The 12630-nt window shown below is 57.2% G+C and carries 12 protein-coding genes; 7 read left to right on the forward strand and 5 right to left on the reverse strand.

Translation table 11 applies throughout. The features are described from left to right. Positions 1-2 precede the first annotated feature (2 nt). Genes NOR97_RS06495 through NOR97_RS06510 form a run of 4 tightly spaced genes read right to left on the reverse strand, consistent with a single transcriptional unit; the run spans position 3 to position 3314 of the window. On the reverse strand, positions 3-1037 hold the full coding sequence (locus NOR97_RS06495; protein WP_257600605.1) for an LLM class flavin-dependent oxidoreductase: 1035 nt from the start codon (positions 1035-1037) through the stop codon (positions 3-5). A 3-nt stretch (positions 1038-1040) separates the two neighbouring features. Beyond that, entirely contained in the window at positions 1041-1958 is a 918-nt protein-coding gene (locus NOR97_RS06500) for a flavin reductase family protein (protein ID WP_257600606.1), read from the reverse strand. Then, positions 1955-2743: an alpha/beta fold hydrolase gene (locus NOR97_RS06505; protein ID WP_257600607.1), complete on the reverse strand. Its 789-nt coding sequence runs from the start codon at positions 2741-2743 to the stop codon at positions 1955-1957. The genes NOR97_RS06500 and NOR97_RS06505 overlap by 4 nt, the downstream gene beginning before the upstream one ends. Further along, a complete protein-coding gene (locus NOR97_RS06510; protein ID WP_257600608.1) occupies positions 2715-3314 on the reverse strand; it encodes an amino acid synthesis family protein in 600 nt (199 codons plus the stop codon). The genes NOR97_RS06505 and NOR97_RS06510 overlap by 29 nt, the downstream gene beginning before the upstream one ends. Positions 3315-3420: 106 nt before the next feature. Here NOR97_RS06510 and NOR97_RS06515 point away from each other — a divergent pair, with 106 nt between their 5' ends. After that, complete coding sequence (locus tag NOR97_RS06515) at positions 3421-4263, forward strand: LysR family transcriptional regulator (RefSeq protein ID WP_170344580.1); 843 nt, start codon at positions 3421-3423, stop codon at positions 4261-4263. Between the two features lie 33 nt (positions 4264-4296). Here the strand turns inward: NOR97_RS06515 and NOR97_RS06520 are convergent, their stop codons facing one another. Continuing rightward, the gene (locus NOR97_RS06520) at positions 4297-5481 is read right to left on the reverse strand and encodes a M24 family metallopeptidase (protein WP_170344579.1); all 1185 of its coding nucleotides are present in this window, start codon (positions 5479-5481) and stop codon (positions 4297-4299) included. Between the two features lie 194 nt (positions 5482-5675). On the opposite strand from NOR97_RS06520, the gene NOR97_RS06525 reads away from it, so the two are divergent. The 6 genes from NOR97_RS06525 (at position 5676) to NOR97_RS06550 (ending at position 12525) form a co-directional block, all read left to right on the forward strand. Then, the gene (locus NOR97_RS06525; protein WP_170344578.1) at positions 5676-6821 is read left to right on the forward strand and encodes a Xaa-Pro peptidase family protein; all 1146 of its coding nucleotides are present in this window, start codon (positions 5676-5678) and stop codon (positions 6819-6821) included. Then, positions 6818-7528 carry an aspartate/glutamate racemase family protein gene (locus tag NOR97_RS06530; RefSeq protein WP_170344577.1) on the forward strand — a complete coding sequence of 237 codons (711 nt, stop codon included), beginning with the start codon at positions 6818-6820 and terminating at the stop codon, positions 7526-7528. Before NOR97_RS06525 ends, NOR97_RS06530 begins: the two co-directional genes overlap by 4 nt. A gap of 137 nt (positions 7529-7665) precedes the next feature. After that, on the forward strand, positions 7666-8766 hold the full coding sequence (locus tag NOR97_RS06535; protein WP_171204650.1) for an ABC transporter ATP-binding protein: 1101 nt from the start codon (positions 7666-7668) through the stop codon (positions 8764-8766). Between the two features lie 103 nt (positions 8767-8869). Beyond that, positions 8870-9961 carry an extracellular solute-binding protein gene (locus NOR97_RS06540; protein WP_257600610.1) on the forward strand — a complete coding sequence of 364 codons (1092 nt, stop codon included), beginning with the start codon at positions 8870-8872 and terminating at the stop codon, positions 9959-9961. A gap of 72 nt (positions 9962-10033) precedes the next feature. After that, positions 10034-11308 carry an ABC transporter permease gene (locus NOR97_RS06545; RefSeq protein WP_152457798.1) on the forward strand — a complete coding sequence of 425 codons (1275 nt, stop codon included), beginning with the start codon at positions 10034-10036 and terminating at the stop codon, positions 11306-11308. 5 nt (positions 11309-11313) lie between these two features. Then, positions 11314-12525, forward strand: coding sequence for an ABC transporter permease (locus tag NOR97_RS06550; RefSeq protein WP_257600611.1), 1212 nt, complete (start codon positions 11314-11316; stop codon positions 12523-12525). Positions 12526-12630 lie beyond the last annotated feature (105 nt).

Consider the following 12630-nt stretch of genomic DNA (forward strand, 5'->3'; position numbering starts at 1 on the left):
CCTCACTGAAACTTTGGCATGACGTCGTCGATGAAACGGGCCAGCGATGCGCGTTTGCGTTCGAAACTCATACCGCTGTCTATCCAGAACGAATACTCATCATAGCCCAGATCTTCATAACGTTTCAGACGTTCCGTGACACCCTCTGCGGTTCCGATAGTCAGATCGCGCGCCAGGTTTTCCGGGGCCATCATCGTATTGGCCGCCATCTCTTCGTCGGTCAGCTTCTGGATCAAGCCCTGCCGGACCGGCCGCTTGTTTTGAAACCAGGCCCCGAAGTAGTTGTAGAAGCAAGACAATTCCCGAGCGGCCCGATCCAGATCAGCATCGTCATTGCCAACATAGGTGTGGTGCAGAAGCATGATCTTGGGGCGCGGCCCGTCATAGTTTGAGCAGGCATCCTCAAAGCGGCCCATCAGCGTTTCAATCTCGTGCATGCCCTGCCAAAGCGGTGTGACCTGAATGTTAAAGCCGTTCTGCACACCGAATTCATGACTGTTCGGATCCCGCGCCGCGATCCAGATGGGCGGCCCTCCGGGTTGCACCGGCTTGGGGGCCGAGGTGGTGGCAGGGAACTTGAAGAACTCTCCATCATGGGCACAGTCACCCTCCCACAGCCGGGGCAAAAGCGGCGCGATTTCTCGCATGCGCTGGCCAGCATCCCATGCATCCATTCCCGGCATCATCCGTTCATATTCATACGAATAGGCGCCGCGGGCGATGCCCAGCTCGATACGGCCGCCTGTCATCAGGTCCGCGGCAGCCGTTTCGCCCGCCAGTTTGATCGGATGCCAGAACGGTGCAACCACTGTACCGGTGCCAAGCCGCACATTCTTGGTGTGATGTGCGATATCTACCAAAGACATCAGAGGGTTGGGCGCGATCGTAAAGTCCATCCCGTGGTGCTCACCGGTCCAGACGGCACGCATTCCCGCCTCATCGGCCATTTTACACAGCGCGATGAATTCTTCATACAGCTTCTCATGGGGTTGATCGGGGCTCAGCCGCTCCATGTGTGCAAAAAGGGAAAACTCCATCCATCAGGTCCTTTCAGAAAAGCTGTGCACGTCGCCCTGCTGCGCACTGCCCAGATAAAGTGAGAAGTCGCGGGTTCGGCTTTCCAGCGCAAAACGGGAAATCATGGTGGTGATTGGTGTCGTCGTGTAGGAAAGGGCCGCCAGGTCTTCAATCGCGACGGCCTCAAGCTTGCCGTGTTTGGGAAGGTCCGGTGCATTGCCCAATACGTAGACATGATGCGCTGTGGCATCGTCATAGACCGAGTAGACGACGCCGAGATTTGCGTCGATGCCACGATCATGCAGATCCTGCCGAAGGCTGTCCCGCAACTGTCGCCGGTCGGACAATGTGACCTGCGGCGGCCTGAAACCGGCATCCGTTTTTTCAAGCAGCACGCGACCTTCGTGTTCGATGATTGCGCCACAGACGATCCTGCGCCCCGTCGGTTCAAGCGCGCCGCGTTCCAGACCAAGGCTGAAGTACCGCCCGTTCGCGTAGCCCAGCGCCGGGCGGTCGTTGTGGGAATAGGCTTCGACCTGTCCGATCAAAACGCAATGGTCTCCTGCCTCGACCACCCGATGGGTCCGGCAGGAAAATGTCGCGACCGCGCCGTTGATCAAAGGGATCTCGCGCGCGTCAAGGCTATGGTCGGTTTTGGCGAACCGATCACCTTTGAAGCTGGCGAAGGTGTTGGACACATCCTCTTGCCCCTCGGCCAGAACACTCACCGTGAAATGGGTGCAGGCCGAGAATTCGCCGTATGAAGACAAGTTCTTGCCAGGGCAGACGATCAGCAGCGGCGGGTCGAGCGAAACCGAAGTGAAGGAATTTGCCGTGAAGCCCAGGGCCATGCCAGAGGCGTTGCGCGTGGTAACTACGGTCACGCCGGTCATGAATTTGCCAAATGCCCGCCGAAGGTCGCGGGGGTCGAGTTCGGTCATGATTGCACCTCGCTTTGAAAGCTGGAGATGGCGGCGTTGACCTGACTTGCATGTGTCATCGGCATCATATGGGCCGCCCCATCGATGATCAGGGCGCGTCCGTTCGGGGTGACTTCGGCCATTCTACGCGACATGTGTGGTGTGGAGTTCGGCTCCTGACTGCCGGTTATGAACAGCGCGGGGCAGCCAAGTTTCTCCAACGCGCCGCGCCGCGGATTTTGGCTTTGGGCAAAAACCGTATAGGCCAGCTTGTAAGCCGCCGGATCCATGGCCGTCAGCCATTCGCGGCAGGCATCACGTTCAGGCGAACCGATGTCACCAAACCACCGGCGCAGCGTGCTGGTTGGATCAACCGGTGTTTCACCATCCAGTCCCGCAGCACGTTCCTGAACGGCCTGCGCTGCCTTTGCACTGCGTTCAAAAACGGCATTCATTGCCACGACGCCGCAAATCCGATCTGGCGTCTTGGCGGCAAGGTCCAACGCCATCATCGCGCCCATCGAGTGGCCGACAACAAGGACCGGCCCGTTCAGACTGCCCAGCACATTCCTTGCGGCTTCACTGTATTCCGACAGTTCCGTGCCGATAAGGCTGAGCGGGCTTTTGCCGTGGCCGGGCATGTCCGGTGCCGTCAGGCGCGCTTCAGACTCCAACCCGTCCAACTGCGCGCCCCAGGCTTCGGCCCGCAGGCCAACCCCGTGAAGCAACAGGATGTCCGGACCTGCGCCAGTTTGGATCGCGGCCAGCCCGCCGATTTCAGACCGCGGCCGGGTTGTCCACGTCATGGCCCAAATCCTTGAGATCCTGATACCGGTCGCCGATACGGTGATGCGGTCTGCCCGAGGTTGCGGCCCCCAATACGACGACAATTTCATCGTCGCGTGGTGCGTCCGGGATCGAGAATTGTACGGTCAGGTAGTGAGAACGCCGCCCGGCATCGTTTTTGTCCATCAATGGAACCATGATCGGCGCATTCGCGGGGCCGCGCGTGTTTGTGAAAGCCAGATAGGATTTCGCGCTGACCGCCTGCCGGTAGTGGTTGCCGAAGCGAAGGGTATGAATAATGCCCGAGGCGTGCTCGACCTCGCCGTTCAGCCCGACGACGGCTGCCTTGCCATAGGCTTCGATTGCGTCACCACTGCCGGCCAACGCGATCATGCGGTTCGTCATCATCTTTCCCAGTACGGGGCCATATGCGTGGATTTCCGGTTTTAGGTCTTCGACATATCGACCCGCCCAGGGATTGGTAATCACTGCGGCCACGGCAAACATGCGCCATGGGATTTCCGCAGGGCGAAATCCCTCGACAAGAACTTCCTCGTCGTAGGTAACAATCTTGCGTATTTCCGGCTTCATCACACCTCTCCTGTCGCGCTGGGAGAAGGTAGAAACGGGTGTGGTTTTTGACAAATGATTGAATTATGTGCTTTCGCATTAGAAAGATTAATGGCTAACTTGATCAATGGGAAAATCACTTCCACCGCTGACCTGGTTCCGATCCTTCGAGGCAGCAGCCCGGACCCTGAGTTTTACTGCGGCTGCCGAGGAAATAGGCCTGACCCAATCGGCCGTCAGTCAGCAGGTGAAATCCCTTGAGATGCGTCTGGGGACAGCACTTTTTGTAAGGCATCCGCGCAGTCTGGCCCTGACGGATGCCGGGCGAAAACTGTTGCCCGAAGTCGGCAGCGCGCTTGAGGCACTTGCCGCAGCCGCCGGAAGGGCCGACGCAAGCGCACCAGGAGATGTCCTGACGGTGGCCACATCTGTCAGCGTCGCGCAATGGGTCATCGCCCCAAACCTCGCGGACTTCACCGCACGCAATCCAGAGATCAGCGTGCGGCTGCTCAGTGCAATCTGGCCTGACGATTTTCACGCGTCGCAAGCTGATGTTCAGGTCAGGTTCGGGTCAGAAAAACAAGTGGGCAGGGGGGCCGAGCGCCTGAGACCTGACAGGCTTGTCGCTGTCAAGGCGCCGACGCTTGCCGGGGATCCGTTTGACCTTCCCCTGATAGAAGCAGTCGGCACGTCCAGTGGATGGAAGACGTGGCTCGACAAGCAGGGCGTGCAACGGCAGCCTGCTGTTTTCGTCGATACGTTCGGCATGGCGCTTCATTTGGCCGTTCATGGCAGCGGGGTTGCCCTGATCAGCGAGTTTCTGGCGAAACATGCGATGGCAACCGGTCTTGTCGGAAGCGCACATGACAGCACTGTCGAATGCAACGAAGGGTATTATCTTTCCGCCGACGCCAGCAATCCGGCGGCCGCATTGTTTCGTGACTGGTTGCTTGAACAGATACGGGTTTGATCCGGCGCGGGCCTGCAATCGTTCGTGCACCTGTCAGGGCTTGACAAATATTTTGCGTGGTCGTTTGCACAGACACTCTGCCGGTCCGTTTTCCTTGATCAGGATGGTCTCGGTGATCGCAAGCCCCCAATCATCCATCCACAGCCCGGGCATAAAGTGAAATGTCATGCCAGCTTCGAGGATGGTATTGTCTTCGTCCCGCAACGAGATCGTGCGCTCGCCCCAGTCCGGAGGATAGCTGAGGCCGACAGGATAGCCGCAGCGGGCACCGCGTTCGATCCCCGCACGTTCGAGAGGCGCCGCCAGCGCTTTGGCGATATCTTTTGCGCGATTGCCGGGGCGCGCAGCCTCCAGACCCGCTTCCAACCCCTCGACCAAGGCCACCTCGGCCCTTCTAAGATGATCAGGCAGTTGACCCAGAAATACCGACCGGCAGAACGGAGCATGATATCGGCGATAGCAGCCGGAGAGCTCGAAGAAGGTGCATTCACCCGATTTGAACACATCTCCATTCCAGGTCAGATGCGGCGCGGCGGCGTCTGAGCCGGACGGCAAAAGTGGTACGATGGCCGCGTAATCCCCCCAGTCATCCCCGACGCCCGTTATCGCGTCATGGTATATCTGTGCGACCAGCTCGTTCTTGCGCAGGCCGGGTTCAACGCGTTCAAGCACGCCGTCAGTCACAAACTCTGAAATTCGGGCCGCCTTGCGCATCAGGGCGATTTCTTCGTCGGATTTCACGACCCGTTGCCAGTTGACCAAGGCCGTTGCATCCATCAGCGTCGCCTCGGGCAGTTCCGTTGTCAGTGTAATATGGGCTTTGGCCGAGTAGTAATAATTGTCCAGCTCCACCCCAATTCGGCTGCGGCCGTGTCCGCAGTCCGCAATAAGCTGGGCCAGATCCTGCATAGGATGCCGCGTGGTCGACTGCACAAAGTGATCGGCGTATCCGAAAATCCGATCGTCCCCCATCCACACCGTGCGCAGCGCACCGTTTGCATCCTGCCGGCGCCCCCACCAGATCGGGTCCGCGTCAAGAAAGATCAAGACACCCTGGTGAACGTAAAAAGACCAGCCCTCATACCCGGTGAGCCATCCGATGTTCGAAGGGTCTTCGACAAAAAGGCAGTCAATTCCTTTTGCGGCCATCGCCTTTCGGGTCTTCGCAAGACGACGATCATATTCCGCCCGGCTGAAGGCTGGATCAGAGTGGGTCATTGGCGCCTCCGGTCAACAATAGACTTTGGTTGACAGAACCCTACCGATCCGCTCACGTCAACGAGCGATAATTCGGGGGGCTGCATGAAAACCGATATCAATTCACATCGAACGGGCCGAAAGACCGGGCCATTCAGGCTGCGACGTTTCAACGGTTCAGCCCGCATGCGACGCACCACCTCTGAGGTCGCAGGATGAGAGGGTTCGAGCCAGCAGAACTTGCCGCGCGTACCGAACGCGCACAGGTGATGATGAATGCCGCGGGCCTGTCGGCGCTGCTGCTGACCACGGAAACCGATGTGCGCTACTTTACCGGATACCTGACCAGATTCTGGGAAAGCCCGACCCGCCCTTGGTTCCTGATCCTGCCTGCGGCTGGCAAACCGGTCGCGGTCATCCCCTCGATCGGCGCCTCATTGATGGGGCAAACCTGGATCGACGACATCCGAACGTGGAGCTCACCCGACCTTCAGGATGACGGCGTCTCGCTTTTGACGGATGCCCTGACGGAACTGACGCCCGCCAACGGCCGTATCGGAATGCCCGATGGTCACGAGACGCACGCGCGTATGCCCCTGTCGGACATTGAACGCCTGCGAAACAGGCTCGGTTCGCGCTGCATCACCGGAGATCACGGTATTTTGCGCCAACTTCGCATGGTCAAGTCCGAGGTGGAAATCGCCAAAATCGAAACCGCATGCAGTATAGCCGGTCGGGCCTTCGCCCGCGTTCCCGAGATTGCTCGGGCAGGAGCGCCGTTGGACGAGGTTTTTCGCGGTTTCCAGATACTCTGTCTGGAAGAGGGTGCCGACTGGGTGCCGTATCTCGCAGGTGGGGCAGAGCAGGGCGGTTACTCTGACGTGATTTCGCCGGCGTCTTCGTCCCCCTTGGAGGATGGCGATGTACTGATGCTTGATACCGGCTTGGTCTGGGATGGTTACTTCAGTGACTTCGACCGCAACTGGTCGGTTGGCCAAGCAAGTCCCGACGTGAAATCTGCTTATGCCAGGCTGATAGACGCGTCAGATGCTGCATTCGAAATCGCCCGGCCCGGCGCAACGGCCGCAGAGTTGTTTCATGCCATGAACACGGTGCTGACCAAGGCATCCGAAGGCACGGATGCCGGTCGGCTGGGGCACGGGTTGGGCATGTCCTTGACTGAATGGCCGTCCCTCATCCCGACGGACCAGACCGTTCTTGAGCCTGGCATGGTGCTGACCCTGGAGCCTGGTATTGCGGTTGGTGACAAGATATTGGTTCACGAAGAAAACATCGTCGTAACAGACAAAGCCCCGCGCTTTATCAGCCCGCGTATCGGGCCGGAGATGATCGAGCTATGACCTACGTGCCTTACACGCTTGACGAAGACGACCCGCAAACCCCGCCGCTTGGATTGATCGTACTTCAGGTCGACGAGACGATTGAGCCGGAATTCAGCGCGTATTTCTCGGACCGGAAAAACCCGTTGTTTGTAACACGGATACCCAGCGGCATCGAAGTGACACCAGAAAGCCTGGCCGAGATGGAAGAGGCCCTGCCGGCAGCGGCAAGATTGTTGCCCAGCGCGCGTCCTTTCCGGGTGGTGGGTTATGGCTGCACGTCGGCAAGTTCGGTCATTGGATCAGAGCGTGTGGAGGAACTTGTCAAACAGTCGTGCAATACAAAAGAGGTAACAAACCCTTTGCGCGCGGCCACGGCCTGTGCCGCGGATCTTGGGGTGTCGAAGTTTGCGCTTCTGTCGCCTTATGTCGAAGAGGTCAACGCACCGCTGCGAGCCGCGTTTTCGGAAAACGGGATAACCATGGATGTTTTCGGGACATTCGGGCAGGCCGAAGAGGCAAAGGTTGCTCGGATTTCGGTGCAGTCCGTGATCGAAGCCGCGACGAAACTGGGATCTGATCCATCGGTGGAAGCGGTTTTCATTAGCTGCACCAATCTTCGGACCCTTGAAGCAATTCCTGAGATTCGCGCGCGGATTGGCAAGCCTGTTCTTTCAAGTAATCAAAGCCTTGCATGGCATTTGTGCCGCCTCAATCTTGCTGAGTGAAGCAGCAAATATGACATGAATATTCGAAATTGCGTCATCTATTGTTGCCAAGTGCCCACTGCATGGTCTTAACTGCTGACTACAGATCAATGAAATCCGCAACTCTCGGATAATCATTTGACGCAACAGGGGGTCTTGTGACCGACACAAATACCGATGCCGCGTTTGTTGAGTTTCAACGCGTACAAAAATCTTATGATGGCGAGAATCTCGTTGTCAAAGATCTCAACCTTGCAATGCCAAAAGGCGAATTTCTGACCATGCTCGGGCCGTCCGGGTCTGGAAAGACAACCTGCCTGATGATGCTTGCCGGATTCGAAACCGCGACCCATGGCGAAATTCTTCTTGATGGGAAACCCATCAATAATATCCCGCCGCACAAGCGCGGGATTGGAATGGTTTTCCAGAACTATGCCCTGTTTCCGCATATGACTGTGGCCGAAAACCTTTCCTTCCCCTTGGAAGTCCGCAAATTGGGCAAGTCTGAACGGGATGAAAAGGTACAACGTGCTCTGGACATGGTTCAGATGGGTGCGTTTGGTGGGCGGCGCCCGGCTCAGTTGTCTGGCGGTCAACAACAGCGAATAGCCTTGGCGCGCGCTTTGGTTTTTGAACCCGAACTGGTGTTGATGGACGAACCTCTGGGCGCTTTGGACAAACAACTGCGTGAGCATATGCAGTTCGAAATCACGCGTCTCGCGCATGAGCTGGGGATTACCACGGTCTATGTAACGCATGACCAGACCGAAGCATTGACCATGTCGGATCGTGTTGCCGTGTTCGACGATGGCCGCATTCAGCAGCTTGCACCGCCCGATCAGCTCTATGAAGAACCGGAAAACAGCTTCGTTGCGCAGTTCATCGGGGAAAACAACACAATGGAAGGCGTCATCAAGACGATCGATGGCGATACATGCCTCGTCCAGCTGGATGATGGCTCGGAAATTGACGCTGTTCCGATCAATGTTCGCGAACCCGGCGAACGGACAAAAGTATCGATCCGGCCCGAGCGGGTAGAATTCAACAAGGATCGCCTGCACGCCGATGCACATACGCTGAAGGCAACCGTCAAGGAATTCATTTACATGGGTGACGTGTTCCGTTTCCGCATGTCCGTTGCCGGAAATGATGAGTTCATCGTCAAGACCCGGAACGCGCCAGACGCAATCCGCCTGTCCCCGGGGCAGGAGATCGAGATCGGCTGGCTGGCTCAGGATTGTCGTGCGCTCGACGCATAGGCCAAGTCGCGCGGAACAAGCGCGACCTCACTGAGGGACCGGCTGGTGAAAACCCGTGCATCAGCCGACCACACACATAAACGGGAAAAACTGGGAGCAATTCATGAAGACAACCAAAACATTGTTGACAGCAGCGGCACTTGGGGCAGTTGCTGGGGGTGCATTCGCAGAGGAAATGACGATCGTCTCCTGGGGCGGCGCTTATTCCAAATCGCAGCTTAAGGCGTATCACGAGCCCTATTCGGAAAAGACAGGTGTCACCATCCTGAATGATGACAGCTCGGCCGAAGCAGTTGCGAAACTGCGCGCGATGAACGAAGCCGGCAATATCACCTGGGACGTGGTCGATGTTGTGGCCGCAGACGCAATTCGTCTGTGTGACGAAGGGCTTGCGCTGGAAATCGACTTTGACACCCAGCTTGCCCCCGCGCCGGATGGCACACCTGCGTCGGAAGATTTCGGCGACCTGTTGGTCAGCGACTGCTTTATTCCGCAGATCGTGTACTCAACCACCTTCGGTTACCGTACTGACCTGGTCGGCGATACACCCCCAACCGATATCTGCGCTGTGTTCGATCTGGAGGCTTACCCCGGCAAGCGCTCGTTGGAAAAACGCCCGATCAACAATATGGAATGGGCCCTTTTGTGCGATGGCGTCGCGAAGGAAGATGTCTATGACGTTCTGGCCACTCCGGAAGGTCAGGATCAGGCGCTGGCCAAGTTAGACACCATCAAAGACAGCGTTGTCTGGTGGTCTGCGGGTGCCGACACGCCGCAGCTGCTGGCCGATGGAGAGGTTGTCATGGGTTCTACCTATAACGGCCGTTTGTTCAGCGTAATCGAAGAGCAGAAGCAGCCGGTCGCCATGCTTTGGGACGCTCAGGTGTTCGATCTGGATGGTTGGATCATTCCCGCTGGTCTGAGCGAAGAGCGTCAGAAGCGCGCGCTGGACTACATCATGTTCGCGACCGATACCCAGCGTCTGGCGGATCAGGCCAAGTACATCTCGTACGGCCCGGCCCGTGCATCGTCGGCTCCGCTGGTGGGTAAGCATGCCGAACTGGGTATCGATATGGCACCCCATATGCCAACCGATCCGGAAAACGCCAAGAACACGTTCCTGTACAACTATGAGTTCTGGGCGGACTACCGTGACGACATCGACGCCAAATTCCAGGCGTGGCTGGCGCAATAATCCAGTTTCGAATTGGTGACACTGTCAGGGGCGGGAAACTGCCCCTGACCCCAAAAAAGCCAAGGGGCAACAATGACCGACGCCACCCAAAACGCGGGCCCTATGCTGGCCGCTGATGGAACACCGCTCAAGCAGTCGCTGGCGCGGTCGCTACGCAGGCAAAAGCTCCGGGCGTTGCTGTTGGTTGCTCCGCTTCTCCTCTTTGTCCTGTTTTCATTCATCGTTCCCATTGCATCGATGCTGTTCAGGTCCGTTGAAAACAGTATCGTGTCCGACACGCTTCCCTTGACCGTGGAAGCCCTGAACAACTGGGACGAGCAGTCAGGTGAGTTGCCGGGTGAGGATGTATACGAGGCCTTTGTCCGCGACATGATTGTTGCGATTGACAACAAAGAGCACACAAGGCTCGGTTCGCGTTTGAACTACGAAGAGACTGGCATGTCTTCGATGTTCCGCAGGTCCGGGCGCCAGATCAAAAAACTGGACCCTGAAACGGATGGGCCGTTCAAGGAAAAATTGATCGAGATTCATGACGGATGGGGAGATCCGCAAACCTGGCGAGTGATCAAGACCCACTCACCAGCGATTACCAATGGTTACTTCCTGAATGCCGTCGATATGCGCAGAACCCCGGAAGGCGCACAGGCCCAACCCGAAGACAAGCAAATCCTGATAAAGCTTTTTGGACGTACTCTGTTCATGTCGCTCGTAATAACAGGTGCTTGTATCCTGCTTGCTTATCCTGTCAGTTATTTGTTGGCGACGCTTCCGATGCGGGTATCGAACTTGTTGATGATACTGGTCCTTTTGCCCTTCTGGACGTCTCTTCTGGTGCGAACGTCCGCCTGGAAGGTCATGTTGCAACAACAGGGGGTAATTAATGATACCCTCGTTTGGCTGGGTCTGGTCGCTGATGATGCCCGGCTGATCATAATCAACAACCAGATCGGCACCATCATCGCGATGACGCATATCCTTTTGCCGTTCATGATCCTGCCAATGTATTCGGTGATGCAGACCATTCCGCCGTCTTATACGCGTGCGGCCAAATCCATGGGCGCGACGAACTGGACGACATTCTGGCGTATCTACTTCCCGCAATCCGTGCCCGGGATCGGGGCCGGTTCGATCCTCGTGTTCATTCTGGCAATTGGGTACTACATCACGCCCGAGATCGTGGGCGGCACCAAGGGTGTCTTCATCTCGAACCGGATCGCCTATCACATTTCGTCCTCACTTAACTGGGGGCTGGCCGCGGCCTTGGGTACGATCCTTCTGGCGGTCGTGCTGCTGCTCTACTGGGTCTACGACAAGATCGTGGGCATCGATAACGTAAAGTTGGGATAATCAAGATGGCCGCACTGACACCGATATCCCGCAAACCCATGTCCATGGTTCTGCCCAGTGTCGCACTTGCCGGGGCATTTGCCGGTATTTTCGTCGGGGCGGGAAATGGTTCGGTCCTTCTGGGCATACTGGCCGGAGCCGTCCTGATCGCGGGGCTGGCTTGGGTCTACATAAACATCGTGAAGAACGAAAACCTCGCACGCTGGATCAATATCATCGGGTTCGGTGTCGTGGGGTTCATAGTGGCCGGGCTGATGGGTGGTGTATTGGGGCTGCTCGGCGGTTGGTTTTTTGCCTGGTTTATCTTCTGGTTGTATGAGGGGCGGTATCGGCGCAAGTTGCTGCCATACCTCACGGCACAACAGGTTTTCTATCACTACCTGTTTCGCGTGATCTGTGGTGCGATCTTCGTCTTCCTGATCACACCGATCCTTGTGGTGTTGCCGCTGTCTTTCAACGCAGAGGATTTCTTTACATTCACCCCGGAGATGCTGCGGCTGGATCCGGAAGGCTATTCGCTGAAGCATTACCGAGATTTCTTCACCAACAACGAATGGCAGCGCAGCTTCAAGAACTCGCTGATCATCGCGCCGATTGCGACGGTTATTTCGGTAACGTTGGGAACGCTGGCCGCCATTGGGCTCAGCCAGTCTCACGTTCCCGGGCGCCGTGCGATCATGGGGATCCTGATATCGCCGATGATTGTTCCGCTGATCATCTCGGCGACGGGCATGTTCTTTTTCTACAGTGATATCGGGCGCTTCCTCGAAGGTACGCTGGGCATGAACAAGAACTTCGTAGGCTATCTGAAAGTCATCCTGGCCCACGCGGTTCTGGGTATTCCCTTTGTGATCATTACCGTGACGGCGACCCTGGTAGGCTTTGATCGATCTCTGACCCGGGCGGCGGCCAATATGGGCGCGGGACCGGTGCGAACCTTCTTCAAGATTCAGATGCCGTTGATCCTGCCGGGTGTGATATCTGGCGGTCTCTTTGCCTTTATCACATCATTCGACGAAGTGGTCGTGGTGCTGTTTGTAGGCTCTGCCAGCCAAAAGACGTTGCCGTGGCAGATGTTCACCGGCCTGCGGGAGCAGATCAGTCCAACCATTCTTGCGGTTGCGACAATCCTTGTGGTCCTGTCCATTGCTCTGCTGACGACGGTCGAACTGTTGCGGCGTCGATCCGAACGTCTGCGGGGTCTTTCGCCTGCTTGACGCAGCAAACCGTCTGATCTAACGATTCACCTGTTCATCTCCGCTGCGATGGCGTCGCGGCGACTACGGAGGTGATCGGCTCTCGGACCCCGAGACCGCCTGTCC

This window comes from Ruegeria sp. YS9 (assembly GCF_024628725.1).
Classification (GTDB): domain Bacteria; phylum Pseudomonadota; class Alphaproteobacteria; order Rhodobacterales; family Rhodobacteraceae; genus Ruegeria; species Ruegeria atlantica_C.

What these genes read in the sequence shown, in the direction of transcription:
- NOR97_RS06500 (WP_257600606.1), bottom strand. Translation starts at nt 1,958, where the DNA reads ATGACCGAACTCGACCCCCGCGACCTTCGGCGGGCATTTGGCAAATTC.
- NOR97_RS06530 (WP_170344577.1), top strand. Translation starts at nt 6,818, where the DNA reads ATGACCTACGTGCCTTACACGCTTGACGAAGACGACCCGCAAACCCCG.
- NOR97_RS06540 (WP_257600610.1), top strand. Translation starts at nt 8,870, where the DNA reads ATGAAGACAACCAAAACATTGTTGACAGCAGCGGCACTTGGGGCAGTT.
- NOR97_RS06525 (WP_170344578.1), top strand. Translation starts at nt 5,676, where the DNA reads ATGAGAGGGTTCGAGCCAGCAGAACTTGCCGCGCGTACCGAACGCGCA.
- NOR97_RS06510 (WP_257600608.1), bottom strand. Translation starts at nt 3,314, where the DNA reads ATGAAGCCGGAAATACGCAAGATTGTTACCTACGACGAGGAAGTTCTT.
- NOR97_RS06520 (WP_170344579.1), bottom strand. Translation starts at nt 5,481, where the DNA reads ATGACCCACTCTGATCCAGCCTTCAGCCGGGCGGAATATGATCGTCGT.
- NOR97_RS06515 (WP_170344580.1), top strand. Translation starts at nt 3,421, where the DNA reads ATGGGAAAATCACTTCCACCGCTGACCTGGTTCCGATCCTTCGAGGCA.
- NOR97_RS06545 (WP_152457798.1), top strand. Translation starts at nt 10,034, where the DNA reads ATGACCGACGCCACCCAAAACGCGGGCCCTATGCTGGCCGCTGATGGA.
- NOR97_RS06495 (WP_257600605.1), bottom strand. Translation starts at nt 1,037, where the DNA reads ATGGAGTTTTCCCTTTTTGCACACATGGAGCGGCTGAGCCCCGATCAA.
- NOR97_RS06550 (WP_257600611.1), top strand. Translation starts at nt 11,314, where the DNA reads ATGGCCGCACTGACACCGATATCCCGCAAACCCATGTCCATGGTTCTG.
- NOR97_RS06505 (WP_257600607.1), bottom strand. Translation starts at nt 2,743, where the DNA reads ATGACGTGGACAACCCGGCCGCGGTCTGAAATCGGCGGGCTGGCCGCG.